22 protein-coding genes are annotated in these 26,184 nt (G+C 73.5%); 8 read left to right on the forward strand and 14 right to left on the reverse strand.

From position 1 onward, the window contains the following. Positions 1-102: 102 nt before the first annotated feature. On the reverse strand, positions 103-2,535 hold the full coding sequence (locus E4U91_RS01815) for a molybdopterin-dependent oxidoreductase (protein WP_241678473.1): 2,433 nt from the start codon (positions 2,533-2,535) through the stop codon (positions 103-105). Positions 2,536-3,302: 767 nt separating this feature from the next. Next, entirely contained in the window at positions 3,303-4,061 is a 759-nt protein-coding gene (locus E4U91_RS01820) for a DeoR/GlpR family DNA-binding transcription regulator (protein WP_137304890.1), read from the reverse strand. A 49-nt stretch (positions 4,062-4,110) separates the two neighbouring features. Here E4U91_RS01820 and E4U91_RS01825 point away from each other — a divergent pair, with 49 nt between their 5' ends. Beyond that, positions 4,111-4,494, forward strand: a complete 384-nt coding sequence (locus tag E4U91_RS01825; RefSeq protein ID WP_168218053.1) for a DUF4406 domain-containing protein — start codon at positions 4,111-4,113, stop codon at positions 4,492-4,494. Further along, complete coding sequence (locus tag E4U91_RS01830) at positions 4,491-5,177, forward strand: NUDIX domain-containing protein (protein WP_137304891.1); 687 nt, start codon at positions 4,491-4,493, stop codon at positions 5,175-5,177. Before E4U91_RS01825 ends, E4U91_RS01830 begins: the two co-directional genes overlap by 4 nt. Before the next feature lie 50 nt (positions 5,178-5,227). On the opposite strand, the gene E4U91_RS01835 is transcribed toward E4U91_RS01830, so the two are convergent. Together E4U91_RS01835 and E4U91_RS01840 are read right to left on the reverse strand one after the other, a co-directional pair. Next, positions 5,228-6,811: an FMN-binding glutamate synthase family protein gene (locus E4U91_RS01835; RefSeq protein ID WP_137304892.1), complete on the reverse strand. Its 1,584-nt coding sequence runs from the start codon at positions 6,809-6,811 to the stop codon at positions 5,228-5,230. A gap of 309 nt (positions 6,812-7,120) precedes the next feature. Then, the gene (locus E4U91_RS01840; RefSeq protein ID WP_137304893.1) at positions 7,121-7,606 is read right to left on the reverse strand and encodes a MarR family transcriptional regulator; all 486 of its coding nucleotides are present in this window, start codon (positions 7,604-7,606) and stop codon (positions 7,121-7,123) included. A 176-nt stretch (positions 7,607-7,782) separates the two neighbouring features. Here E4U91_RS01840 and E4U91_RS01845 point away from each other — a divergent pair, with 176 nt between their 5' ends. Both E4U91_RS01845 and E4U91_RS01850 read left to right on the forward strand, forming a co-directional pair. Continuing rightward, entirely contained in the window at positions 7,783-8,931 is a 1,149-nt protein-coding gene (locus tag E4U91_RS01845; RefSeq protein WP_137304894.1) for a PP2C family protein-serine/threonine phosphatase, read from the forward strand. Between the two features lie 94 nt (positions 8,932-9,025). Beyond that, positions 9,026-10,219 (forward strand): PP2C family protein-serine/threonine phosphatase, encoded by a 1,194-nt coding sequence (locus E4U91_RS01850; RefSeq protein WP_137304895.1) that lies wholly within the window; start codon positions 9,026-9,028, stop codon positions 10,217-10,219. Positions 10,220-10,298: 79 nt separating this feature from the next. On the opposite strand, the gene E4U91_RS01855 is transcribed toward E4U91_RS01850, so the two are convergent. The 6 genes from E4U91_RS01855 to E4U91_RS01880 form a co-directional block, all read right to left on the reverse strand. Beyond that, on the reverse strand, positions 10,299-10,781 hold the full coding sequence (locus E4U91_RS01855; protein WP_137304896.1) for a MarR family winged helix-turn-helix transcriptional regulator: 483 nt from the start codon (positions 10,779-10,781) through the stop codon (positions 10,299-10,301). Between the two features lie 173 nt (positions 10,782-10,954). Next, positions 10,955-11,401: a response regulator gene (locus E4U91_RS01860; protein WP_137304897.1), complete on the reverse strand. Its 447-nt coding sequence runs from the start codon at positions 11,399-11,401 to the stop codon at positions 10,955-10,957. Further along, on the reverse strand, positions 11,398-12,963 hold the full coding sequence (locus tag E4U91_RS01865) for a sensor histidine kinase (protein ID WP_137310612.1): 1,566 nt from the start codon (positions 12,961-12,963) through the stop codon (positions 11,398-11,400). Before E4U91_RS01865 ends, E4U91_RS01860 begins: the two co-directional genes overlap by 4 nt. Positions 12,964-13,073: 110 nt before the next feature. Continuing rightward, a complete protein-coding gene (locus E4U91_RS01870; protein ID WP_241678811.1) occupies positions 13,074-14,246 on the reverse strand; it encodes a PP2C family protein-serine/threonine phosphatase in 1,173 nt (390 codons plus the stop codon). A gap of 202 nt (positions 14,247-14,448) precedes the next feature. Beyond that, positions 14,449-15,195, reverse strand: a complete 747-nt coding sequence (locus tag E4U91_RS01875) for an SOS response-associated peptidase (RefSeq protein ID WP_137304899.1) — start codon at positions 15,193-15,195, stop codon at positions 14,449-14,451. 96 nt (positions 15,196-15,291) lie between these two features. Continuing rightward, positions 15,292-15,585 (reverse strand): hypothetical protein, encoded by a 294-nt coding sequence (locus E4U91_RS01880; protein WP_137304900.1) that lies wholly within the window; start codon positions 15,583-15,585, stop codon positions 15,292-15,294. 252 nt (positions 15,586-15,837) lie between these two features. Here E4U91_RS01880 and E4U91_RS01885 point away from each other — a divergent pair, with 252 nt between their 5' ends. Further along, the gene (locus tag E4U91_RS01885; RefSeq protein ID WP_137304901.1) at positions 15,838-16,245 is read left to right on the forward strand and encodes an STAS domain-containing protein; all 408 of its coding nucleotides are present in this window, start codon (positions 15,838-15,840) and stop codon (positions 16,243-16,245) included. Positions 16,246-16,401: 156 nt separating this feature from the next. On the opposite strand, the gene E4U91_RS01890 is transcribed toward E4U91_RS01885, so the two are convergent. Next, complete coding sequence (locus tag E4U91_RS01890) at positions 16,402-16,941, reverse strand: hypothetical protein (protein ID WP_137304902.1); 540 nt, start codon at positions 16,939-16,941, stop codon at positions 16,402-16,404. Between the two features lie 223 nt (positions 16,942-17,164). Here E4U91_RS01890 and E4U91_RS01895 point away from each other — a divergent pair, with 223 nt between their 5' ends. Both E4U91_RS01895 and E4U91_RS01900 read left to right on the forward strand, forming a co-directional pair. After that, entirely contained in the window at positions 17,165-17,803 is a 639-nt protein-coding gene (locus E4U91_RS01895) for an HD domain-containing protein (RefSeq protein ID WP_168218054.1), read from the forward strand. A 42-nt stretch (positions 17,804-17,845) separates the two neighbouring features. After that, positions 17,846-18,766, forward strand: coding sequence for an NADP-dependent oxidoreductase (locus E4U91_RS01900; RefSeq protein WP_137304903.1), 921 nt, complete (start codon positions 17,846-17,848; stop codon positions 18,764-18,766). 43 nt (positions 18,767-18,809) lie between these two features. Here the strand turns inward: E4U91_RS01900 and E4U91_RS01905 are convergent, their stop codons facing one another. Beyond that, positions 18,810-20,489, reverse strand: a complete 1,680-nt coding sequence (locus E4U91_RS01905) for an SDR family oxidoreductase (RefSeq protein ID WP_137304904.1) — start codon at positions 20,487-20,489, stop codon at positions 18,810-18,812. A gap of 263 nt (positions 20,490-20,752) precedes the next feature. On the opposite strand from E4U91_RS01905, the gene E4U91_RS01910 reads away from it, so the two are divergent. Further along, positions 20,753-21,310 (forward strand): Dps family protein, encoded by a 558-nt coding sequence (locus tag E4U91_RS01910; protein WP_137304905.1) that lies wholly within the window; start codon positions 20,753-20,755, stop codon positions 21,308-21,310. 189 nt (positions 21,311-21,499) lie between these two features. Here the strand turns inward: E4U91_RS01910 and E4U91_RS01915 are convergent, their stop codons facing one another. Then, a complete protein-coding gene (locus E4U91_RS01915; protein ID WP_137304906.1) occupies positions 21,500-21,790 on the reverse strand; it encodes an STAS domain-containing protein in 291 nt (96 codons plus the stop codon). Further along, positions 21,790-25,962 (reverse strand): SpoIIE family protein phosphatase, encoded by a 4,173-nt coding sequence (locus E4U91_RS01920; RefSeq protein WP_137304907.1) that lies wholly within the window; start codon positions 25,960-25,962, stop codon positions 21,790-21,792. Before E4U91_RS01920 ends, E4U91_RS01915 begins: the two co-directional genes overlap by 1 nt. Between the last annotated feature and the right edge of the window lie 222 nt (positions 25,963-26,184).

Raw genomic sequence — 26,184 nt, forward strand, 5'->3', positions numbered from 1 at the left:
TTACGGTGTCGCAAAGGCCCGAGTGGAGGCTGGGCACCGGTCGGACCTGCCGACCTGGCGTCCGACGAGGGTGAACACGGCATGCGTCGAGTTGGCTTCGTTTCAGTGTTCGAGGTGTGGTGGTGTGAAGGCGAGCACCTCGTCGACCGGCCCGTCGTAGACCTCGACATCGACGAGAGCACTGTGCGCGCTGGGTCCCTGGGACAGACGCGAGCACCCACGGTCCCTGGTGAGGGTGTTGGGGTTGCCGTGGCGGTCCAGGGTTCCGCTGTGGCCCGGCCGGGCCGGGTCCCACCACGCTCCGGTGGACAGTTGGATCACGCCGGGCATGACGGCGTCCGAGAGGATCGCGCCCGCGAGGCAGCTGCCACGGTCGTTGAAGACACGCACGATCATGCCGTTCTCGATACCGCGTGATGCCGCGTCCTGCGGGTTGACCGTTACGGGCTCGCGGCCATGAATCTTGGACGCGAGGCTGTGGCCACCGTTGTCGTACTGGCTGTGCAGGCGTGAGGCGGGCTGATTCGAGATCAGGTGCAGCGGGAAGCGGTCCGCCAGGTCGGCGCGAAGCCATTCCACGGGTTCGAACCACGCCGGATGTCCGGTGCAGTCGTCGTAGCCGAACGAGTCGATGGTCTCGGAGAAGATCTCGATCCGGCCCGACGGCGTCGCGAGGGGGAAGCGCTGCGGATCGGAGCGCAGCGCTTCGAAGCTGCCCGGGAACGGACCGCTGAGTGCCGGCAGCTCCACACCGCGGGCGCGTTGCCAGAAGTCGTCGAAGTCCGGCAGGGCCGCGTCGTCGCCGAGGTTGGCCCGCGTCCGGTCGTAGAGGTGCCGGACCCAGTCGATCTCGGAACGCGACTGGGTGAACTCGCGCTCATAGCCGAGCCGGGCGGCCAGTGCGGCGAAGATCCGGTGGTCGGTGCGGGCCTCGCCGGCCGGCTCGCGGACCTTCGGCATCGCGATCAGGTGAGGGTCGGAGAACCCCGCGGCGAAGTCGTCGCGCTCCAGGCTGGTGGCGACGGGCAGCACGATGTCGGCGAACTTCGCCGTGGTGTTCCACCAGGCTTCATGGACCACCACCGTGTCCGGACGCTGCCAGGCTCGGGTGAGGCGGTGGAGGTCCTGGTGGTGGTGGAAGGGGTTTCCTCCGCACCAGTAGATCAGGCGCAGGTCCGGCAGGGTCAGGCGCTGACCGTCGTAGTCGATGGTCGCGCCCGGTTCCAGCAGGGTGTCGGCGATCCGGGCGACCGGGATGAAGTCCGCAACAGGGTTGGCCACCCGCGGCATCGACGCCACCGACGGTCGGCCCGGGGCAACACCGGTCGCGTCCATCGTCGCGTAGCCCGCACCCCAGCCGCAGCCGGGGCGGCCCAGCGAACCCGCCATGGCCGCCAGCACGACCGACATCCAGATCGGCTGTTCGCCGTGATCCGCCCGCTGTATGGCGTAGTTGACCATGATGAGCGAACGCTGTGCGGACAGGCGCCGGGCGAGATCGAGGACGCTGTCGCGGCTGATGCCCGTGATCCTCGCGGCCCAGTCGGCGTCCTTGACGACGCCGTCCACGTCGCCGGTCAGGTAGGAGGCGAAGCGGTCGAACCCCTCGCAGCAGCGGGTGAGGAAGTCCTCGTCGTGCCAGTCGTTCACCAGCATCGTGTGCGCGATGCCGAGCATCAAGGCGGTGTCGGTGTTGGGGAGGACAGGCAGCCACTCGGCGTCGAGGAAGTCGGCGGTGTCACTGCGGATCGGGCTGACGTTCACGAACCGCACCCCGGCCTCACGGCACTTGCGCTGCAGGTCCCGCGTCCGGTGCCGGGCCAGCCCGCCAGGGTTGACCTGGCTGTTCTTCAGGGCCAGCCCCCCGAACGCCACCACGAGCTCACAGCTCTCGGCGATCTCGTCCCACATCGGCATCCGGGACTGGTAGCTCCACGGAGCCCCGCCGATCACATGCGGAAGGATGACCTCGAGAGCGGCGGTGCTGTACGTGTTGCGGGAGTCGGTGTAGCCCCCGTCCAACGCCAGGAACCGCTGGAGCTGACCCTGCGCATTGTGGAAGCCGCCCGCACTGGCCCAGCCGTACGAGCCGCCGAACACCGCGCTGTCCCCGTGCTGTGCGCGCACTCGGCGCAGTTCCTCGCTCACCAGCGTGAGCGCGTCGTCCCAGCTGACCTCTACGAAGGCGTCCGCACCTCTGGCCGTTTCACCGGCGCGCGGCAAACCATCGAGCCACCCTTTGCGTACCGCGGGTCGCAGCACACGCGCACTGTCCTCAGCAGCCGTCACCATGCCCGGGCCGATCGGCGACGGCGCGGGGTCATCCCCCGGGGGCTCGATGCGCACCAGCTGACCCGAATCGACCACGGCTACGAAACTGCCCCAGTGCGTTGCCACCGGCACGCGTCGTTCCACCGTGCACCAACTCCATCCCGGATGTCTTCCCGGCTCCCGGACAACGGCCGCTACACCATGGGGTTCCGCGTCAGTCAGCGGTCCGCAGGACACAGGCTCCCCCTGGCGGATGCCGGCCAACCCTGACGGTGCGCACGACTCCCGACACCGCTCAACCGGAGCCTCGGGGCCCGCCGGGCTGGTGAGGCCGGTCGCGGAGGGCGCATGCGAGGTGGCGGCGTGCGGACGGGGGCACTCGAGCCCGAGGAGAGCCGAGGCACCCCGGGAGCTCAGGCCGACGGCGGCGCGCTTCCAGTGCCCCCTTCACGGGCGGTTCGGCATCCGGAGCAGGTCAAGGCGTGCCGCAGGCACGGTCACGGCCGTCGGGCGCCGGCGCGGCGCGCCGCTTCGGCGGCCGGCCATCAGGCGGCCGACCGCGGGACCTCAGCCGGCAGGTGCCCGACGAGCAGGCCCCGAGGCCGGCGTCCCGACAGGACAGCGGCCCGGCGGGCGGAGCCATGCCGTCGGGACCTGACAGTCGGCGCCACACCGTCGGCGCCCAGGCCACCGAGGCGGCGGGAAGCGGAGGGGACGCCTACTCGGACTGGTCGATCGTCATGGTGAAGTCCAGGACCATGATCTGCTCGTACTTCGGGGGAAACCTATCGGTCTGCCCGAGGAGGGGCTTGGCGCGGATGTCCACGTCACCCTGCTCGATGGTGATGGGTTGCCCTTGCCGTCCTTGTGACCGTCGCCGTCTTTGACGATCGTCTCCCTGTCCGGGCTGGAGGCGGTCAGGGAGGACGTGACGTTGTCGAAGTCGTCGCCCACGTCGGCCGTCACGGAGGCCCGCGGGCACCGCGCCCCGCCCCCGCACCACGCACGCCGCTCCCGCGGGGCTCCGCGCCTCAGCCCGCGGTCAGCACCTCCACGCCCCGTCCCGCCAGGCGCTCCAGCACCGGGTGTCCGGCGTCGGCGTCGGTGATCAGACCGGTGACCTCGTCCCAGGGCAGCACCCGGAAGCGCGAGGCCGTGCCGATCTTCTCCGACGAGGCGAGGACGTACGTCTCCGCCGAGCGCGCCGCCAGGGCGCGCTTCATCGCGGCCTCCTCGGCGTCGCCGGTGGTCAGGCCCGCGTCCGGGTGGACGCCGGTCACGCCGAGCAGGCACAGGTCCGCGGAGACGCCCTGCGCGGCCTCGACGGTGGCCGCGCCGCAGGCGACCGCCGAGTGCTTGAAGAGGCGCCCGCCGAGCAGGAAGACCTCGGCGAGCGGGTGGCTGATCAGCGCGGCGGCGATGGTCGGGCTGTGGGTGATGACCGTGCAGTCCAGGTCCGGGGGCAGGGCGTGGGCCACGGCGAGGGCGGTGGTGCCGCCGTCCAGGATCAGCGCGCTGCCCGGCCGCACGAGTCCCACCGCCGCGGCGGCGACCTTCTGTTTGCCCTCCGGGGTCACACCCTGCCGGGCGGTGTAGTCGGCGACGGCCGGGGAGACCGGCAGCGCGCCGCCGTACACCCGCTGGCACAGCCCTTCGGCGGCGAGGTCGCGCAGGTCGCGGCGCACGCTGTCCTCGGAGATGCCGAGCTCCGCGGCGACGTCCTTGGCGACGATCTTGCCCTGCCGGGCGAGCAGATCCAGCAGGTGGGCACGGCGTTGAGCGGCCAGCATTCATGTTCCTTCCTGTTACTGCACGTTCTTGCATGTATCGTAGCCCACCATGACCGACAAACCGATGCTCGTCCTGATCGCCGGGCCCTACCGTTCCGGCACCGGCGGCGACCCCGACGCCATGGCCGCGAACCTGGCCCGCCTGGAGGCGGCCGCCTGGCCCGTCTTCGCCGCCGGACACCTGCCCGTGATCGGCGAGTGGCTCGCCCTGCCCGTCCTGCGCTCGGCCGGCGCGGGCCCCACCGACCCGCTCGCCGACGAGGTGCTGTACCCGACCGCCGACCGCCTGCTCGCCCACTGCGACGCCGTGCTCCGCCTGCCCGGCGAGTCCGCCGGGGCCGACCAGGACGTCGCCACCGCCCGCCGTCGCGGCCTTCCCGTGTACCACCACGTCGACGAACTGCCGCGCCGCGTCCCCGAGGAGACCGCATGACCCCCCGTCCCGGCGTCGACACCCCCGACCACCGCGGCCGCACCGGCCTGGACCGCGCCGGGCGCGGCCTCGACCGCAACCCCGACGTCGTGGTCCGCGACGTGGAGCTGACCTCCCAGGGGTGGCACGTCCTGCGCCGCACCACCTTCGACTTCCGGCGCCGCGACGGGCGCTGGGTCACCCAGCAGCGCGAGACCTACGACCGCGGCAACGGCGCCGTCGTCCTGCCGTACGACACCGCGCGCGGACGCGTCCTGCTCACCCGGCAGTTCCGCTACCCCGCCTACGTCAACGACCACCCGGACGGCATGCTCGTCGAGGCCGCCGCCGGACTGCTCGACGGCGACGACCCGCCCGCCGCGATCCGGCGCGAGGCCGCCGAGGAGCTCGGCGTCACCCTCGGCCCGCTCACCCACCTCTGGGACGCCTACATGAGCCCCGGCTCGGTCACCGAGCGCCTGCACTTCTACGCCGGCCCCTACACGCCCGCCGACCGCACGGCGCGGGGCGGCGGGCTCGAGGAGGACGGCGAGGACATCGAGGTGCTCGAACTGCCCTTCGCGGAGGCCCTCGCCATGACCGGCGACGGCCGCATCCGCGACGGCAAGACGATCATGCTCCTGCAGTGGGCCGCGCTGCACGGCCCCTTCGCCCCGTCCCGGCAGGCGGGGCAGGCCCAGTAGGCCGGGCCAGCCCAGTAGGCCCGCACACAGGCCTTGCGGAAACGCAGGCGTCACACGGTGAACGTGTCCGGATCGGCGGCCTTCCAGTCGGCCTCCCACGCGGCGGGCGGCTCGGCCAGCAGTTGGCCGGGCTCCAGCCAGTCGTACAGCTCGGCGTAGGAGCGCTCGGTGTACGGGTCGATGCGCCGGCGCAGCATGTGCGGGCGCAGCTCGGCGGGGTCGGACACGCCCATGGCGGCCATGATCTGCAGGGCGCTGGCCACGGTCGACTCCTGGAAGCGCCGCACCCGGGGCGTCTTGTCCCGCACGTCGAGGGCCCGGGCGCGCCGAGGGTCCTGGGTCGTGACACCGGTGGGGCAGGTGTTGGTGTGGCAGCGCTGGGCCTGGATGCAGCCGACCGCGAACATCATGGCGCGGGCCGCGTTGCCGTAGTCGGCGCCCTGCACCAGGCGCTTGACCAGGTCGGTGCCGGTGGCGATCTTGCCGCTCGCGCCGATCCTGATCCGGTCGCGCAACCCCGTGCCGACGAGGGCGTTGTGCACGGCGTGCAGACCCTCGGTCAGCGGGGCGCCGACGTGGTCGGCGAACTCCAGCGGCGCCGCCCCCGTGCCGCCCTCCCCGCCGTCGACGATGATGAAGTCCGGCGTCGTGCCCTCCTCCACCATTGCCTTGCACACGGCGAGGAACTGCCGGCGCGAGCCCACGCACAGCTTGAACCCGGTCGGCTTGCCGTCGGCCAGCTCACGCATGTGCGCGATGAACCGGACGAGTTCGCGGGGCGTGGAGAACACGCGGTGGTACGGCGGCGAGATCACCGTCTGCCCCTCGGGCACGTCCCGCACCTTCGCGATCTCGGCGTTGACCTTGGCGCCCGGCAGCACCCCGCCGATGCCCGGCTTGGCGCCCTGGGAGAGCTTCAGGGACACGCACTTGACGTGCTCGTGCGCCGCCTTCTCGGCGAACTCGCCGGGGTCGAAGTCGCCGTCGCGGGTGCGGCAGCCGAAGTACCCGGTGCCGATCTCCCAGACAAGGTCGCCGCCGGGCCGCAGGTGGTACTCGGACAGCCCGCCCTCGCCGGTGTCGTGGGCGAAGCCCCCGGCCGCCGCACCGCCGTTGAGGGCGAGGATCGCGTTGGCCGACAGGGAGCCGAAGCTCATCGCGGACACGTTCAGCAGGGCCATGTCGTACGGACGACGGCAGTCGGGGCCGCCGATCCTGACCCGCGGCGGGGTGTCGGGCACCGGGCGGGGGGCCATCGACGGCACCAGGTACTCGTAACCGGGCTGGTAGACGTCCTGTTCGGTGCCGTACGGCTGCTCGGCGTCCGTGCCCTTGGCCCGCTCGTAGACGATGTTGCGCACGTCCCGGTCGAAGGGGCGGCCGTCGAAGTTCCGCTCGATGAAGTACTGCTGGAGCTCCGGGCGGATCCGCTCCAGCAGGAAGCGGGCGTGCCCCAGGACGGGGTAGTTGCGCAGCACGGAGTGCCGGGGCTGGACGAGGTCGGCCACCCCCAGCAGGCCCAGCAGGCAGAGCGGCACGGCGGCCAGGCACCACCAGGGCGACACGATCGCCGCGGCGGCGGCCGCCGCCAGCCCGGCGACCAGGATCAGGACGACGCTTCCCGTACGTTTCACCCCAGCCGCATTGCCGCGCACCGGCGTCCAAGTCCCACGCCTTTGCCAAAAGAGCCGCAAAGTATGGCAAAAGAGAAGCCGTTCCGACGGCGATCCGTGCGGCGTCCCCCCTGTCGAGTGAATGTCGAGCGAGTGCTCCGCACCCTCGGACCAACACTTGCCGTTTGACAACTATAGCCGCGAGACAAGAAAGTAGCGGTGTCGTCGCGCCAGGGAGAGGATCAGAATGTTCCGGTCGGCGGAGGTCATGCCGCTCGTCGGCCGCGAGCCGCGGCCGACGGCCGCCTCGGCGGCCCCCGGGCCGCCCGGTCAGGCCGTCCGGCTGCCGGGCTCGTCCTCGTGCCCGTTGAGCTGTTCCGCGGCCACGGCGCAGAACGCCTCCAGGCCGGTGAGCAGCGCGTTGCGCGCACCGGCCGGCATCTTCTCCAGCACACCGCGCAAGGTGTCCTCGCGCCGGTCGCGCAGGTCGGCGAGGAACGCCCGGCCCCGGGAGCTGAGGTACAGCCGCACCTCGCGCCGGTCCTCCCGGCTCACCACCCGCTCGACGAAGCCGGCCGCCTGGAGCCGGTCGCAGAGCCGGCTGGTGGACGGCGGCGTGGAGGCGAGGAGGTCGGCCAGCGTGCGCAGGTTGATGCCCTCGTGGTGTTCGAGGATGAGCAGCACGCGCAGCTGGGAGGCGGAGGCGGGCGCCGTGGAGGCGCGCCCCCACAGCACCTCCAGCAGCTCCGCGGCCGTGGAAGTGACGCGCGCGACCTCGTCGGGTTCGGGGCGGGGGTGGATGGACGTCACGGTCACACTCTCGCAGGCACGGGGACGCCCCTCAGCGTACTAGGCGGGGGCGCCGCACAGGGCCGGACGGGATCGACGGACGGGTGTCCGCGGCCGTCTGCGCCCCGGACGGCCCGCCGCAGGACCGGACGACACGTCACTTCGGGTGAGAGATTGGCATATCTACGATCGTGAACAGATTCATGGCTGTCGAGCGGGCGCTGCGCACGGCGGCCCCCCAGGACCTGGCCCGCGCCGTGTGCGGGGAACTGGGCCGGCAGTACGGTGCGTCCTCCGTGGACCTGCTCATCGTCGACTACGGCCTCACCGTGCTGCAGCCCGTGACCGACCCGCCGCACACCCGGCCCCCGGTGTCCGTCCACAACAGCCCGGCCGGACGCGCGTTCGCCTCCCAGGAACCGTTCGTGGAGACGCTCGGGGACGGCCGGGTGCGGGCGCACCTGCCGGTGAGCGTGCGCGGCGACCGGCTGGGCGTCCTCACGGTGACCTTCGCCGACGCGGAGGAGGGCCGCGCCTGTCTGGCCGAGCTCGCGGAGCTGGCCGAGGTGCTGGGCCACGAGGTGCTGATCGCCGAGCGCGACACCGACCTGTTCCTGCGGGCCCGGCGGCAGGACCGCCTCACCCTGGCCGCGGAGATGCAGTGGCAGCTGCTGCCGGGGACCTCCTGCTCCCGCCCCGAGTTCGACCTGGGCGCCCAGCTGGAGCCGGCCTACGCGATCCACGGCGACACCTACGACTGGTCCGCCACCGCCGACGGCCTCGTCCTGTACGTCGCCAACGGCATGGGCGAGGGCACCGAGGCGGCCCTGCTGACGAGCCTCGCCGTCAGCGCCCTGCGCAACGCCCGCCGGGCCGGGCTCCCCCTGGCCGACCAGGCCGCCCTCGCCGACCAGGCGGTCTTCGGCCACTACGGCGGTGACCGCTACCTGTCGGTGCTGATGTTCGACTTCGAGCTCGGCACGGGGCGGGCCCGGGTGGTGGACGCCGGCTCCCCCCGGATGATGCGGCTGCGCCAGGGCGCGGTCGAGCGGGTCGCCTTCGAACCGCAGCTGCCGCTCGGCATGTTCGAGGAGACCGACTACGTCGTGCAGGAGTTCCACGTCGAGCCCGGCGACCGGCTGGTGTTCGTCAGCGACGGGGTGTACGCCGTGGCCTCGCCCCGGGGCGAGGCGTACGGTGACACCGCGCTGGCCCGGGCGATCCAGGCCACGCGGCTGCTGCCCGCGGCGGAGGTCCCCGCCGCGGTGCTGCGGGAGCTGACCGGACACCGGGGCCATCACACCGCGGAGGACGACGCGCTGGTGGTGTGCCTGGACTGGCGGGGCCGGTGAGGTCCGCGGCCCGTCGGCACCCGGTCCCGCCCGCACCAGGCCGGGTCGGGGGCACGGGCGCGGCACGCTAGTGTGAAGGTCATATGCCGAAAGGGTGAATGCCGTGAGCGCGTCTGAACCGGTCCGGAGCGCGGAGAGCGCGCTGCGCGCGGCCCCGCCGCACGCCGTGGTGGACACGGCCCGGAACCTGCTCGCCGAGCGCGCCGGGGCCCGTGACGTCACCCTGTGGCTCGCCGACTACGCGCTGCGCGTGCTGCAACCGGTCACCCGGCTGCCGTACACCGGGGAGCCCCTGTCGGCGCACGACGGGCCCGCCGGGCAGGCCTTCTCCGGCCAGACGCCGGTGGTGCAGCCCGGCGAGGACGGCACGGCCACCGTGCACCTGCCCGTCACCGTGCGCGGCGACCGGCTCGGGGTGCTCTCGGTGCGCGTGTCGGCCGACGAGACCGTCCCGGCCGGGGTGCTGCGGCTCGCCGACTTCGCGACCGCCCTCGGGCACGAGGTCGTCACCGCGGAACGCGACACCGACCTGTACCTGCTGGCCCGCCGCAGCCGCCGTCTGACCCTGGCCGCCGAGATGCAGTGGCAGCTGCTGCCGGGACGCGGCTGCGCCCGCCAGGAGTTCGTCATCGGCGCCCATCTGGAGCCCGCGTACGCCGTCGGCGGCGACAACTTCGACTGGTCCACCGACGGCGACCACCTGACCCTGACCGTCACCGACGGCATGGGCCGGGGCATCGACGCCTCCCTGCTGACCAACCTGACGGTGAGCGCCCTGCGCAACGCCCGCCGGGCCGGCCTCGGGCTCGCCGACCAGGCCCGCCTGGCCGACCAGGCGGTGTACGCCCAGTACGGCGGCAAGGTGTACGCCTCGACCCTGCTGCTCCGCTTCGACCTGGCGACCGGCACCGTGCAGGCCGTGGACGCCGGCTCGCCGCACCTGTACCGCCTGCGCGGCGAGACCGTCGAGCGCGTCGCGCTGGACGCCCAGCTGCCCCTCGGCATGTTCGAGGAGACCGCCTACGAGGAGCAGATCTTCACCGTGCGGCCCGGGGACCGGCTGGTCGTGGTGAGCACGGGCGTGCACGAGGCGCGCTCCCCGGAGGGCGGCGTGTTCGGGGAGCAGGCCCTGCGCCAGACCCTCGGGACGGCACGGTCGCAGGACCCGAACGAGGCGGCACGGGCGGTCGTGGCGGGGCTGGTCGAGCACTTCGGCAGCTCCGACCTCACCGCGGACGCCGCCGTGATCTGCCTGGACTGGCACGGCCGACCCCCGGCCCAGGACTGAGCCGTACGGCGAGGGCCACGGGGTTCGTGACCGGGCCCACGACCTGGGAACACGAGCCGCCGCGGCCGTGCCGGCGGGATCACTTCGGCGGCGGAAGGTTCCTCTGCGCCTCGGCGAACGCCCGCAGGCTCCGGTCCAAAGCGTCCAAAGTGTCCGGGTCCATGGCCCGCAGGACCTCGGCCAGGGCACGGTTCCTCAGCCGTGCCACCTCGGCCAGGACGTGCCGCCCGTGGGCCGTCAGGCGCAGCTCCACCTCGCGGCGGTTGTGCGGGGCCGCGTCCCGGACGACCAGCCCGGCCGCCTCCAGACGGTCGCAGAGTCTGCTGACCGACGGCAGGCCGGCGTCGAGGCGCTCCGCCAGGGCCGTCAGATTGGTGCCCGGCAGGTCCTCCAAAACCCGCATGGCCCGCAGCTGGTGCGGCGACAGGCGCACCGAGGCGCGGCTCGCCGCCGCGGTCCACAGCCCGGTCAGGCTGTCCGCCGCGTCGGCGATCCGGCCGGCGACGGCGTCCGGCCCGTCGGCCCGCGCCGGCTCTCGATCAGCGTCCCCGTATTCCGCCATGGGCCGAGGCTCTCAGGGGAGCCGGCAGTGTGGTGATCCTCCGGTCATGTGGTCGCTGTACCCGCGAATGCGAAGGCCAAGCAGGCGTCTACCCCCGCGGCCCCCGGTCATTCGCCCCGGTGGCCCCTCCGCGGGCCCCGTGGAGCGGCCGTGCGACGGGCCCGCAGAGGGGTTCAGCGGGTCTTGGGGAGGCGGACCACCTGGACGAAGAAGTCGTCGATCTGGCGCACCGCGGCGATGAACTGGTCCAGGTCGACCGGCTTGGTGACGTAGGCGTTGGCGTGCAGCTTGTAGCTGCGCAGGATGTCCTCCTCGGCCGCCGACGTGGTCAGCACGACGACCGGGATGTGCGACAGGTCCGGGTCGGACTTGATCTTCTCCAGGACCTGGCGCCCGTCGTACTTCGGCAGGTTCAGGTCCAGCAGGATCAGGTCGGGGCGCGGGGCGCCGGTGTGCTCGCCGCGCCGGTAGAGGAAGTCCAGGGCCTCCTCGCCGTCCCGGACGACGTGCAGCGTGTTGCCGATCTTGTTGTCCTCGAACGCCTCGCGCGTCATCAGTTCGTCGCCCGGGTCGTCCTCGACGAGGAGCACGTCGACGGGGGTGGCGTCAGGGGTGGTCATGTCAGGGCCTTCTCTTCGGTGGCGTCGGTCGAGGGGCCGGCGGCGTCGACGGCGTCGGTGGCTTCAGCAGCGGTCGTGGGAAGAGTGAAGCAGAAGCGGGTGCCGTCCGTGTGGTCGGTGTCGATCCAGATCCGGCCGCCGTGGTGCTCCACGATCTTCTTGCACAGGGCCAGACCGATGCCGGTGCCCCCGTAGGCGTCGCGGCCGTGCAACCGCTGGAAGATCACGAACACCTTCTCCGCGAACTGCTCGGGGATGCCGATGCCGTTGTCCGTGACGCTCAGGCGCCACATCGCGGGGTCCTCCGGGTCGGCACCGCAGGTGACGGTCACGTGCGGGGTGCGGTCGGGGTGGCGGAACTTCAGCGCGTTGCCCACGAGGTTCTGCCACAGCATGGTCAGCAGGGTCGGGTCGCCGATGATCTCGGGCAGGTCCTCCGGCCGGTCGACGGCCGCCCCGGACTCCTCGACGGCCGCGGTGAGGTTGCGCAGTGCCTTGTCGAGCGCCTGGTCGAGGTCGACGGGTTCGCGGGCGTCGTTGAGGCGGCCCACCCGGGAGAAGGTCAGCAGATCGTTGATGAGGACCTGCATGCGCTTGGCGCCGTCCACGGCGAAGTCGATGTACTGCCGGCCGCGCTCGTCGAGCTGGTCGCCGTAGCGCTTCTCCAGCAGCTGGCAGAACGAGGCGACCTTGCGCAGCGGCTCCTGGAGGTCGTGCGAGGCGACGTAGGCGAACTGCTCCAGCTCGGTGTTGGAGCGGCGCAGTTCCACCGTCTGCGCGTCCAGCTCGGCGGCCTGCCGGGTCAGCGCGTCCTGGACCTCGCGGGAGGCCTCGAGTTCGGCGACGATCCGCTTGCGCATGTCCTCGACGTCGCCGGCCACCGCGGTCAGGTCGGCGGGACCGTCCCCGGGGATCACGTACGAGAAGTCACCGCCCGCGACGCGTCGCGACGCCGTGCGCAGGGATTCCAGGGGGCGGGCGACCAGCATGCGCACGAGGACCGACAGGGCGATGCCGGTCAGCAGGAAGACGGCCACCATGGCGGCCAGGACGGTGTTGCGCACCAGGCGCTCGTGGCTGATGCGCTCGCGTCCGTCCTGGACGGCGCGGGTCAGGTCGTCGTTCTGCTTCGTCCACAGGGCGCGGACCTGGTCGAATTCGGCCTTGCCGCGCTCGGCGGACTGCCGGTCGAGGGGGCGCGGCCGTCCCGGTGTGATGGCGGCCGCCAGGGGCTCGGCGAACTGCTCGCGCCACTGCTGCGCCTCGCGCTCGACCGCGTCGAGGTCCGCGAGCAGCTCGGGCCGGCCGTCGAGCAGCTCGCGCAGCCGCCGCACGGAGCGGGCCTCGTCCTGCTTGCCCTGGGTGTAGGGGGTGAGGAACTGCTGGTCGGCGGCGATGGCATAGCCGCGGATGCCGGTCTCCTGGTTGACCTGCGCGGCCTGGAGCCGGTACGCCTCGGTGCGGGCCGGCTGGATGTCCAGGGTCAGTTCGTCGGTCACCCGCGCGGTCTGCGCGAGCAGGGTCCCCCCGACGACCGAGCCGACGACCACGAGCAGCACCATCAGCGACAGCGCCAGGAAGAACCAGCCCTGCACCGTCAGCCGTCGCCAGCCGCCCGCTCCGCCCGTCACGTCGCTCACCGTTCGCCCCGCCACTTCCTGGTCAACTTCCGTCAGTCCCAACTCAGATGCATCACGGCCACGTCGTCCGCCAGACCGCCCTGCTGTTCGGCGAGGCCCTCGGCGCGCACGATCAGCGCGTCGACGAACTCCTCCGCCGGCAGGGCCGTGCACTCGCGGGCGAGGGCCAGCAGGCCGTCCTCGCCCAGCCGTTCCTGTCCGCGCCCGACGTGCCCTTCGAACAGGCCGTCGGTGAACAGCACGACCGCGGCACCCTCCTCCACGGTCATCTCGGCCACCGGCCAGCGCGCGACGCCCGGGACCACGCCCAGCGCGGGTCCGCCCGGGGGTTCGAGCCACTCCACGCCCCCGCCGGTCCGCCGCAGCAGCCCGTGGTGGCCGGCCCGCACCAGGCGCACCGTGCGCTGCCCGGGCACGGCGCTGAGCGTGACGAGCGTGGCGAAGACCTCGCTGCGGGTGCGCTCGGCCACCAGGATCTCCTCCAGGCGCGCCACCTGGTCGGGACCCGTGACGCCGGTGAGGACCAGGGTGCGCCAGGCGATGCGCAGGGCCACGCCGAGGGCGGCCTCGTCGGGACCGTGCCCGGAGACGTCGCCGATCAGCGCGTGCACCGTGCCGTCGGCTTCCTGCACGATGTCGTAGAAGTCACCGCCGAGCAGGGCGTGCGCCCGGCCCGGGCGGTACCGGGTGACCACTTCGACGCCCTCGCCGCGCAGCAGCGGGCGGGGCAGCAGGCCCCGCTCCAGGCGGGCGTTCTCCTGGGCCTGGAGCCGGCTGGCCTGGAGGGCGACGGCAGCCCGCTCGGACTGCTTGCGCTGGATCGCGTAGCGCACCGCCCGCACGAACAGCTCGGGCTCGACGCGTCCCTTGACCAGGTAGTCCTGGGCCCCGGCGGCCACGGCCGCCAGTCCGGTCTCCTCCTCGGCGAGGCCGGTCAGGACGACGACGGCCGCCTGGTCGGCGCTCGCACGGACCCGGGAGACCGCCTCGAGGCCCTGGGCGTCGGGCAGGTGCAGGTCGAGCAGGATGCAGTCGGGCACCTCGGTGGCCAGCGCCTCGACGGCCTCGGCCATCGAGCGGACCCACGTCAGGCGCACCTTGAGCGCGCTGTCGGCGACCAGTTCCTCGACCAGTAACGCGTCCCCGGCGTCGTCCTCGACCAGCAGGAGTGCCGGTTCGCCGGACACCCACGACGGCTGACCCATCCCGTCGTCGGTCCTGGGCAGGCCGTCGGGTCGCGTCTGTGGCATCACCATGCTCCCGCCCTCCTCACCGGCCCTTTTGACACCCTACTGTTGTCTCCGGACAACGGTTGCGAGCATACCCGCCCCGCATAGGCCACTCGTCTCCTCCCCCCATCCGGGTACGGCGGCGGACCGCCTCCGCGCAGGGGGTGTGGGAGCGCTCTCAGGGGGCGACCGGGTCGAGGAGTTGCGGCCCGTTGTTGCGGACGTTGTTCACGGCCGTGGAGACGGGCCGGGCGTCGAGCCGGCCGTCCGCGGGCCGACCGAGGAGCGCGCGCAGGTGGTCGGCGTCCTGGTGCCGGGGGTCGAGCCAGGCGTCGTAGTGGTCCGGGGTGAGGGCCAGCGGCATCCGGGGGTGCACGCGCCCGGCGGCGTCGGTGGCCTCGGTGGTGATGACGGTGCAGGTGAGCAGCCAGGCGGCGGGGTCGTCGTCCCGCTGGACCTCGGGGTCGCGCCAGTACTCGTAGAGCCCGGCGAGGGCCATGACCTGGTCGTCCTCGGGATGGATGAAGTACGGCTGCTTGCGGGTCCTGCCGGTGGCCGGGTCCTTCGCCTGCTCCCACTCGTAGAAGCCGTCGGCGGGCAGCAGGCAGCGGCGCTTGGCGAAGGCACGGCGGAACGCCGGCTTCTCGTGCACGGTCTCCACGCGCGCGTTGATCATCCGTGCGCCGACCTTGACGTCCTTGGCCCACGACGGCACCAGGCCCCAGCGCAGCGGGCGCAGCTGCCGTTCCACCGGCGCGGTGTCCTCCTGCGCGCCACGCGGGGCGCGTTCGAGGACCGCCCACACGTCGTCCGTGGGGGCGACGTTCCAGCTGGGCTCGAGCGTCTCGTCGGGGCGCCAGTCGGTGACCCCGAAGAGCTGCACCAGGTCCTGCGGGCTGCGGGTGGATGCGTAACGGCCGCACATGCAGCCAGTCTCCCCTCCGTCGTCGGCCACGTCCGCGGGTGGCCGGGCCCGGGACCGCGGCGGCGCGCCGGGCCGTACGGTCTCATACCGTACGGGTCACGCTCCGTCGTCCGTCGGGGCCCGGAACTCCGGGTCGAGCGGATCCTCGTCCTCCGGCTCGTACCCGGCCGGCTCGGTGACACTCGTGTCGTCGTCGACGGCGCGGCGCACGTCGGCCCGCTCCTCCAGGACTTTCCCGCCGTCCTCCGACGGTGACACTCCAGGGTCCCCGGGCTCCTCGGCCTCGGTACGCCGCGGCCAGCCGGCGTCGTCGGACGTGGTGGCCCGGTCGTCGTGTTCCGCGCGCATGCCGCTCGCCGGAGCGGGGCCCTGCGCCTCGTGCTCGGTCATCGTCCTCTCCCCCGCCGTCGGTCACGTCCCGGAGTAACCAGGGGGCGTCCGGCCAACCGTGGCCGGGGCGCGGAAGAACCACCGGACCGGGTGAGCTGGACCCGCACTCCGCCCGGCCGCGACCGGACCCCCGTTAGTGTGGTGGTGGGCACACCTGTGGCACGGCGCCCGTGCCGAGCCGATGACGGGGTACAGGTCCTGAGGACAGGACACTCGTGACAAGGCCCGGACGACCTCGAGGAGGGGGGAACAGTGCTGGAAGTCACGCACCGTGATGATGACCTGGTGGTGGCGGCCCTCCCCGAGGACGTGGACCTCTTCGCCGCCGAGTCCATGCGCGCGGAGATCGACCGGCTGCTCGGACAGGGCTGCCGCCGGCTGGTGCTTGACGCCTCGCGCACCGCCTACCTCGACTCCACCGGCGTCTCGCTGATGCTGTCCTGGCGGCGCCGCCTGGAGGAACGGCAGGGCGCACTGGTCCTGGCCGGGGCGAACGAGCACCTGCGCCGGATGATGTGGATCCTGGGACTGGAGGAGATCCTCCCCGCCTACGCCACGGTCCTGGAGGCCCAGGCCCGCGTGGGCCGCGGCCCGTCGCAGCGGCCGGCGGCCGAAGGCACCGCGGACACCCAGGACCTCGAGGGCGCTTCCGAGGTCTGAGGCCCTAGGGCGACGTCTGATGCCCTACGGCGAGGTCTGATGCCCTACGGCGAGGCCTGAGGCCCGGCGACCAGGTCTTGGGTCCGACGGTCCGACGACCCGGGCCCGCCGCCGTGCCGACCGTGCGGGCACGACGTGCGGACCCCGGGAGCCTCGTCAAGACACCCGCGCGTCCTCCTGCCGCAGCGCGTCCCGCATGAACCGGAGCCGCTCCCTGGAGCGCCGGCGCATCCAGAGGAATCCGGCGCTGAACCCGGCGACACCGAGCGCGAAGACCACCGGCCACACCCAGGAGCCCTGGATTGCCCCGAGGACGAGCATCCCGGCGCCGATCAGGCCGAGCAGAGCCAGGTAGTACGGCAGCCAGCGGCGCGCCCGCTCCATCTTCCCCAGGCACTCGGCGACCAGCCGGCGCATGGCCGCCCGCTCCTGCGGGTCCGCGGGTACGTCCCGGCGCCGGATCCTGCGGCTGAGGTCGGAGAGCCCCGCGGTGTCCGTGCCCACGGACCGGGCGAGGCGCCGGCGCTGCCAGGTCGCGGCTCCGACCGAGGCGGCGGTGTAGAAGGCCGCGTGGACCACCCAGACGGCCGGGTGCTCGTCCCGGCGGAACAGTGCGGTGATGCCCAGCGCCAGGACGAACGCGAGGAGTGACTGCGCGGCCAGGCTGCGTTCGAGCCGGCGCTTCAAGACCTCCACGGCACGTATCCCCTTCCCTTCGACGGCTGTTCGCTGTCGCTCCCGGTTACCCCGCAATTCCGGGGGGTGCACCGGAGGGAAGCCATCCACTTGGCCGGGCCCGGGCACCCGGACGTGTCCGCATGCGAGTGGATCGTGGCCGGACCGAAGCGGCGCCGTGGGACGGGAGTCGGCACCGTGGAGGGCAGAAGGACACCACACCACACCGGAAAGCGCGGGCACCATGACCGACCTCATCGCGGGGGTGGAGATCCCCGAGACCGCAGCCGTGGCGGAGGCCACCTCGTTCCTCGAACAGGGGGTCCCTCCCCTGCTGTTCCACCACTCCCGGCGCGTCTTCCTCTTCGGCTCGCTGCACGCACGCGCCCTGGGCCTCACGCCCGACCCTGAGCTGCTCTACCTCGCCGCGATGTTCCACGACGTGGGGCTGCTGACGCCCTTCTCGGCGACGGAGCAGCGGTTCGAGCTGGACGGCGCCGACCACGCCCGCGCGTTCCTGCTCGAGCGGGGCTTCCCGGCGAGCGCCGCCGACGTCGTCTGGACCGCCATCGCCGTGCACACCACTCCGGGGCTGCCCGGCCGGATGGGCCCGGAGATCGCCGCCACCACCTACGGCGTCCTCACCGACGCGATCGGCTGGAGCCTCGACCGGCTGGACGGGGGCCGGGTGGAGGAGATCGTCGCCGCCCATCCGCGCGGGGAGTTCAAGAAGGAGTTCCTCCAGGCTTTCGTGGAGGGGCTCAAGGACCGCCCGGACACCACCTACGGCACCGTGAACGCGGACGTGCTGGAGCACTTCGTCCCGGGGTTCCGCCGCACCAGCATGGTCGAGCGCGTCACGGGCGCGCCCTGGCCGAGCTGAGCGGACGCAAGCGAATCGACCAGGGAAAGGACGGACACCACCATGCGAGCCCTCACCGTCTCGGACCGCGACGCGGGCACCGACGGACTGGCCCTGACGGACCTGCCCCACCCCCACGCCGCCGAGAACGACGTCGTCGTACGGGTCCACGCCGCCGGGTTCACCCGGGGCGAGCTGGCCTGGCCGGCCACGTGGACGGACCGCGCCGGCCGCGACCGCACCCCGAGCGTCCCCGGACACGAGGTCTCGGGCGTGGTCACGGGCCTCGGCTACGGCACCACGGGCCTGACCGTCGGCCAGCGGGTCTTCGGGCTGACCGACTGGGCCCGCGACGGCACGCTCGGCGAGTACGTCGCCGTCGAGGCCCGCAACCTCGCACCGCTGCCCGCGGACGTCGACCACACAGTGGCGGCGGCGCTGCCGGTCTCCGGGCTCACCGCCTGGCAGGGCCTGTTCGACCACGGCGGGCTCACCGTCGGCCGGACGGTGCTGGTCCACGGCGCCGCCGGGGCGGTCGGCTCCATCGCGGTGCAGCTCGCCCGCACGGCGGGGGCCCGGGTGATCGGCACCGGCCGGGCCGCCGACCGGGACACCGTCCTGGCCCTCGGCGCGCACGCGTTCGTCGACCTCCAGGCCGACCCGCTGGACGCCGCGGGCCAGGCCGACGTGGTGTTCGACGTGATCGGCGGTCAGGTGCTGGAGCAGTCGGCGGCGCTGGTCCGTCCCGGCGGCACGCTGGTCACGATCGCCGAGCCGCCGACCGTACGGCCCAGCGACGGGCGGGCGGTCTTCTTCGTCGTGGAGCCCGACCGCGCCCGCCTCGCGGACCTGGTGCAGCCGGTCCGCGAGGGGCGCTTGGAGGTGCGGGTCGGCGCGGTGCGGCCGCTGGCCGAGGCCGCCGCCGCGTTCACCCCGGACCGGCGCGTCCCGGGCCGGACGATCATCCGCGTCGCCCAGGACTGAGCCGGGGACCGCCGCACGGTCGTACGGCCGGACGGAGCGGCGGTCAGCCGTCCTCCTGGCGGGGACCGCCGCCGGAGGGGCGCTGCTCGGGCGCCCCTCCGAGCGCGGGCGCCGGGCGGCTCCCCGTCCCGGCCGGGCCCGGGCGGGACGGGGAGCCGCCCGGCGCCCGGTCCGCGGCGCGGACGATGTTGCGGGCCATGCCGCCGAAGACGACGGCGTGGAAGGGCGAGACGCTCCACCAGTACAGGTGGCCCAGCAGGCCGCGCGGGTGGAACACCGCCCGCTGCCGGTAGAGCACCGGTGCGTTCCCCGCCGGGCCCTCCCCCGGCGGCCGTCCCGGCTCTTCCGGCGTCTCCACCGACATCTCCAGCCAGGCCAGCCCCGGCAGGCGCATCTCGGCCCGCAGGCGCAGCAGGCGCCCGCGGTCGATCTCCTCCACCCGCCAGAAGTCCAGCGAGTCGCCCACGCGCAGCCGTCGTGCGTCGCGGCGCCCCCGGCGCAGGCCCACGCCGCCGACCAGGCGGTCCAGCCAGCCACGTACGGCCCACGCCAGCGGGAAGGAGTACCAGCCGTTCTCGCCGCCGATGCCCTCGATGACCCGCCACAGCGCGTCCGGCTCCGCGTCCGTCTCCCGTTCGCGCACGTCGGTGTACAGGCTGCCGCCGGCCCAGTCCGGGTCGGTGGGCAGGGGGTCGCTGGGCGCACCGGGCACGGAGGCGGAGGACCAGCGGGTGGTGACCTGGGCGTCGCGCACCCGTTGCAGCGCGAGGGCCACCGCGCGGTCGAAGGGCAGCGGGTGACCGTGCGGACTGGGCACATACCGCTCGATGTCCCGCTCCCGGCACACCACCTCGTGGCGCAGCGACTCCGTCAGCGGCCGGGCGATCGAGGCGGGCACCGGGGTGACGATGCCGACCCAGTGGCTCGACAGGCCCGGCGTCAGCACCGGTACCGGCACGATGAGCCGGCGCGGGAGTCCGGCGACGGCGGCGTGGCGCTGCATCATCTCCAGGTACGTCAGCACCTCGGGCCCGCCGATGTCGAAGGTGCGGTTCACCTCCGCCGGGAGCGTGGCGCAGCCGACGAGGATGCGCAGCACGTCACGGACGGCGATCGGCTGGATGAGGGTGTGCACCCACCGGGGGGTGACCATCACCGGCAGGCGTTCGGTGAGGTAGCGCAGCATCTCGAAGCTGGCGGAGCCCGAGCCGATGATGACGGCGGCCCGCAGGACGGCGGTGGGCACGCCCGAGGCGAGCAGGACCCGGCCGACCTCGGCGCGGGAGCGCAGGTGCGGCGACAGCTCCGCCTCCGGCACGCCCTCGGGGGTCAGCCCGCCGAGGTAGACGATCCGGCCCACGTCGGCCGCCCGGGCCTGTTCGCCGAAGATCCGGGCCGCCGTGCGGTCGGTCTCCTCGAAGGCACGGCCGGTGCCCAGGGCGTGTACCAGGTAGTACGCCACGTCCACCCCGGCCATCGCCCGGGCGACCGACTCCGCGTCGGTGACGTCACCCCGGACGATCTCCACCCGGTCCGCCCAGGGCTGGTCGCGCAGCTTGTCCGGGGTGCGCGCGAGGCAGCGCACCCGGTGGCCGGCGTCCAGCAGTTCGGGGACCAGCCGGCCGCCGATGTAGCCGGTGGCGCCGGTGACCAGGCAGGTGAGGGAGCGAGGGCGGTCCGTGCCGCCCGGCCGGCCGGTCGTGTGCGTCGGTTCGTCGTTCATGGGTCTGCCGTCACCTGTTCCGTCGCGTCGTCGGCCGGTTGCGTCCCGTGCGCTTCGCCGGATTCCGTCTGCGGTCTCTACCCTGCGGCGTCCCCGCGCGGATGCGACCCGTCGGTGGGCCGTTCGGAGGACATCGGCACACCGTGCGACCGAGCCCGCTCGCGCCGGTACCGGAAACCACTGAGCCTGAGGTCACAGGCATGTGATCGCGCAGGCCGGTCACACGTAGGGCTACCAACCCCCCAGACCAAGGAGTTGCTGACATGGCGAAGGACTTCACCCCCAAGTACACCGTCCCGGGCATCGAGCGCGAGGCGGCGGGCCGGCTCATCGACGTCCTCCGCCTGCGGCTGCACGCCCTCAACGACCTGCACCTGACGCTGAAGCACATCCACTGGAACGTCGTCGGACCGCACTTCATCGCCGTGCACCAGATGATCGACCCGCAGGTCGACCGGGTGCGCGACATGGCGGACGACGTGGCCGAGCGCATCGCCGCCCTCGGCGGGGTCGCCCAGGGCACGCCGGGCTCGCTGGTCAAGGAGCGCACCTGGGACGACTACTCCATCGGCCGCGAGGACGCGATCGCGCACCTCGGCGCGCTGGACGTGGTGTACACGGGCGTGCTCGAGGACCTCCGCGCCGCGGTCAAGACGGTGGGCGAGATCGACCCGGCCACGGAGGACCTCCTCATCGAGCAGCTGCGGGACCTGGAGCAGTTCCAGTGGTTCGTCCGCGCCCACCTGGAGAGCGCGGGCGGCACCCTGGCGACGGCCAGCGCCACCACGGAAGAGGGCGCCGCCAAGGCCGCCAAGGGCTGAGTGCGACCAGCATGAACAGCACGCGCAGCACGAGCAGCACGGAAGTACACGGAAGTACGAGGAGTGAGCACGCGGGCTGAGGATCAGCCCGAGCCGAGCGCGGCGCCGGTCACGGACCCCCGGACCGGCGCCGCGGCATGTGCGCGGCCGTGCCGGGACGCGGGGACGGCCGTCCGGCCCGCCCGGCCGTCAGGGGGACGTGCGCACCGTCGCCAGGTCGGCGATGCCGGAGATCGACAGCACGGGCGCGAGCAGGGCGCCGGCCAGGATCTCCAGGCGCTCGGCGTGCTGGAACAGCACGTTGAGGGCCGCGCTGTCGAGGTACCGCACCCGGGTGAGGTCCAGGACGATCCGTCCGGACGTGTCCCGCAGCGAGTCGGCCAGCGCCCCGGCGTTGCTCATGTCGATCTCGCCGACCGCGGTGAGCTGAGCGGTGCCGTCGGGCCGTCGGCCCGGGGTCAGTGTCAGCGGTGTCGTCATCACACGATCCTGGTGTGCATGTCGACGGTGGTGCCGACGGGGCCGGGGGTGATGGTGACGTCCTGCATGAGGGCGCGCATCAGTTGCACGCCCCGTCCGCGGTGGGGGTTCAGCTCCGGGTGGGGGGTCTTCCAGCGGCCGGTGTCGGAGACAGTGAGCCGGAGGGTGTCGGCGAACGCCTCGGCGCGCAGGGTGATCGGGGCGCCGGGGGCTTCGCGGTGGCCGTGCTCGATGGCGTTGGCGCATGCCTCCCCCGCGGCGACCAGGACGTTCTGCACGGTGCGGGGCGGCAGGTCGCACCGGTCGAGCCAGTCGCGCAGCGCCCCGCGCACGGCCGCCAGCCGGGCCGACTCCGCCGGGAACGACACCTCCAGAGGCGCCGGGTGGCGGTACAGCAGCAGGGCGACGTCGTCGTCGTACCCGCCCTCGGGGGCCATGCGGTCCATCACGTGGGCCGCGAGGTCGCCGAACACGACGTCCCGGGCCGCGACGAGGGCGGCGCCGGCCAGGTCGATGCCGACGCTCAACGGACGGCCGCGGCGTTCGACGAGCCCGTCGGTGTACAGCAGCAGGGTCGCGCGCGGCGGGATCGTGCACGTGCCCTCGGGGCGCGGGGTGCCGGGGCGGACCGCCAACGGCAGGGAGCGGCCGTCCTCCAGCAGGGTGACGGTGCCGTCGGGCCCGGCGAGGATCCCCGGCGGGTGCCCGGCGCTGGAGTAGCGCAGCTCGCCGGTCGCGGGGTCGAGGACGCCGCAGAAGACGGTGGTGCACAGGGCGCCGGGCACGCCCACGGCGAACCGGTCCAGGGCGAGCAGGACCTGCGCGGGACCGCCGTCCTGGAGCAGCAGCGCGCGGCAGGCGCTGCGCAGCTGTCCCATGACGGTGGCGGCCTCCAGGCCCCGGCCGACGCAGTCGCCGACGATGATGCCGATGCGGCCGTCGGGCAGCGCGACGGTGTCGTACCAGTCGCCGCCGACCTCCAGGGGCCGGGTGGCCGGTTCGTAGGCGACGGCGAAACCGTTGGGCAGCCGGGACGGGCCGAGGATGGCGCGTTGCAGGGCGATCGCGGTCTCGCGCTGCTGGTCGATCTGCTGGGCCCGGGCCAGTCCCTGGGCGAGGTGGCCGGCGAGCAGGGACAGCAGCAGCTGGTCCTCGCCGGTGAAGGACCGGGACTCGCCCGGGTCGACCCAGAGGGCGAGCGGCCCGTCGGGGTGTTCCAGCAGGGTGCCGGCGCCGCTGCCCACGGCGATCGGGGTCAGCAGCGGGTGCTGTCGCAGGCCGGTGAGCGCCGCGCGCTCCTCGGGCTCCAGCTCCTGCCAGGTCGGGGACTCGTCGGTGGAGACCAGGGTGGCCGCTCCCCCGTCGCCGCCCGGGCCGAAGACCGCGGCCAGGACCCGCCGGGCCCGCCAGAGCTTCTTCAGCTCGTCCAGGGCGCCGTCGAGCGCGTCGGCCAGTCCGGTCGCCCGGGACAGCCGGGTGCTCAGGGCGGCGAGGGCGCTGTCGCGCTGGACGGCGTAGTGCTGGGCCGTGACGTCGCGGAAGGTGCCCACGACGACGGTGCGGCCGGTGTCGGGGTCGCGCACCCGGCTGAACGCGGCGCTGATCCACAGCCGGTGGCCGTCCCGGTGCCGGACGGGCAGGGTCTGCGTGCCGCGGGTCTCGGTGACGAGCCGGCGGAAGGCGGCGTCGGCCTCGGCGTGGGCGCCGGGGTCGGACTCGGCGTCCGGCCACCACGGCTTGACCGGCTCGTAGGGCAGTCCTTCGGGGCCGTAGCCGAGGATGTCGGTGAACGCCCGGTTGATCTCGATGACGGCACCGTCCTCGTCGCAGACGAAGAAGGCCTCCTGCAGGGAGTCGACCAGGGCGGCGCGCCAGCGGGCGTGGTGGCCGCGCAGCCGGGCCAGTTCGATGGCGGCCCGGACCCGGGCGAGCAGTTCGGCGGCCGCGAACGGCTTGACGAGGTAGTCGTCGGCGCCGGCCCGCAGTCCCTCGATGGAGGCCTCCTGCCCGGCCCGTGCGGACAGCAGCAGGACGGGTACGGACGCGGTGCGCGGGTCGGCCCGCAGCGCGCCGACCAGGGCCAGGCCGTCCAGGCCCGGCATCATCACGTCGCTGACCACGAGGTCCGGCGCGTGCCCGCGGACGGCGTCCAGGGCACGTCGGCCGTCCTGCACAGCGTCCACCCGGTAGCCCGCGCCGCGCAGCAGCCGGGTGAGGTACTCGCGCATGTCGGCGTTGTCGTCGGCGACCAGGACGCGCGCGGCGTCGGCCGGGGAGGCCGTCCGGGCGCCGACGTCCGGGTCCCCGGCCAGGGCGACCGGGCCCGGCCCGGCCGGTGCTTCACCGCCGGGCAGCCAGCGCAGGGCCTCCCGCACGTAGGGGTCGGCGGTGCCCGAGGGGGCGTCGGAGCCCGTCGCGGGGACGACGGCGTCGGCGGGCAGGTGCGCGGACCCGAAGGGCAGCCGGATCGTGAAGCGGGTGCCCGCGCCCTCGGCGGAGGCCGCGTCGATGGTGCCGCCGTGCAGGGTGACGAGTTCCTTCACCAGGGCCAGGCCGATGCCGCTGCCCTCGTGGGACCGGGACCGTGCGTTCTCGATGCGGTGGAAGCGCTCGAACAGCCGGGGCATCTCCCCGGCGCTGACGCCGATGCCGGTGTCCTCGACGGTCACCACCGCCTCGCCCCGCCCGGCGCGGACCGCGACGGCGACCGATCCCTCGAAGGTGAACTTCAGGGCGTTGCTGAGGAGGTTGAGGACAACCTTCTCCCACAGGCCCCGGTCGACGTACACCGGCTCGGGCAGGGACGGGCAGTCGACCTCGAAGCGCAGTCCGGCCCGCTCGACGGCGGAGCGGAAGACACTGGCGAGCTCGGCGGTGACGGCGCCGAGGTCCACCGGTTCGTACCGGGCCTCCATCCGGCCGGCCTCGATGCGGGAGAAGTCCAGCAGTGTGTTGACGAGTTTGCCCAGCCGCAGTCCGTTGCGGTGGATGACGTCCAGGTCCTCCCGCAGCTCCGGATCGGCGGCGGCGAGCCGGGCGGTCAGCTCCTCCACCGGTCCCATGATCAGCGCGAGGGGGGTGCGGAACTCGTGGCTGACGTTGGAGAAGAACGTGGTCTTCGCGCTGTCCAGCTCGGCGAGTTCCTCGGCCCGTCGCTGCTGGGCCCGGTAGCTGCGCGCCCCGGCGATCCCGGCGGCCACGTGCCCGGCGACCAGTTCGAGGAAGCTGCGGTAACCCTCGTCCAGGGGGCGGTAGCGGTTGAGTCCGGCCACCATGAAGCCGTACGGCGTCCCGCCCTGGCGCAGCAGGGGCAGCGCCAGCGCGTGCGTGGGCGGTTCGGCCCACGCGCCGGACGGCGGATCGGGGTACCCGGCGCCGTGCAGCGGCACCAGGACCGGCTCGCCCCGGGCCGGCTCGTCCACTGGCCAGGGCGCGTCGCGGTCCGCGGAGAGGGCCGGCACGGCCAGCGGGTGCCCGGCCGGTACGCCGGTGGCGGCGGCGAGGCGTGCGCCGCCGCCGTCCTGGAACAGGTACGTCAGGGTGAACGGCAGGTCGTGGGGGTTGAGGCCGAGTTGTGCGCCGGTGAAGTCGAGCATCTCCTGTTCGGTGCGCACCACGCTCGGGTCGGAGCCCAGGTCGCGCAGGGTCGCCATCCGGCGCTCGCCGATGACGCGGTCGGTCTCCTCGCTGACCACGCAGAGCATGCCGACGACCAGGCCCGCGTCGTCGTGCAACGGGCTGTAGCTGAAGGTGTGGTAGGTCTCCTCCGCGTAGCCGGAGCGCCTCAGGAACAGCCGCAGCGCCCGGTCCCAGGTCGCCCTGCCCGTGGTGAGCACCGTGCCGATGCGCGGGCCGATGTCGTCCCAGATCTCCGCCCAGACCTCTCCGGCAGGACGGCCCAGCGCCCAGGGGTACTTCTGGCCGAGGGTGTCGCGGCGGTAGGCGTCGTTGCAGAAGAAGGTGAGCTCGGGGCCCCACGCCATCCACATCGAGAACTTCGACGACAGCAGGATGCTCACCGCGGTGCGCAGGCTTTGCGGCCAGTCCTCGGGCGGTCCCAGGGGGGTCGCGGCCCAGTCGACGGCGGCGAGGTGGCGGCCGACCTCGGCGTCGGCGGCGAAGACCTCGCGGCGGGGCGATGCGCCGGGTGCGGCGTCGTCGGGAGGCGTCACCGGTCCCTTTCTCTCTCGGTTCCCCCTCGGTTCTCCGCCGGGCCGTGCGCGGACGGATCGGACCAGGCGGGGACGGATCGGGCGGGGTCAGAATAGGACAGCCCCCGGGCTGCCGCCGGGGGAACAGCCATCAGGTACCCGGGCGGCCACCTCGCACGCCCGCGCGGGCCGTGACGGGGGAAGCGCGTCCCCGGCCCGGGACCGGACCGATACCCGACCGGG

The organism is Streptomyces lasalocidi (assembly GCF_005280215.1).
Lineage (GTDB): Bacteria > Actinomycetota > Actinomycetes > Streptomycetales > Streptomycetaceae > Streptomyces > Streptomyces longwoodensis.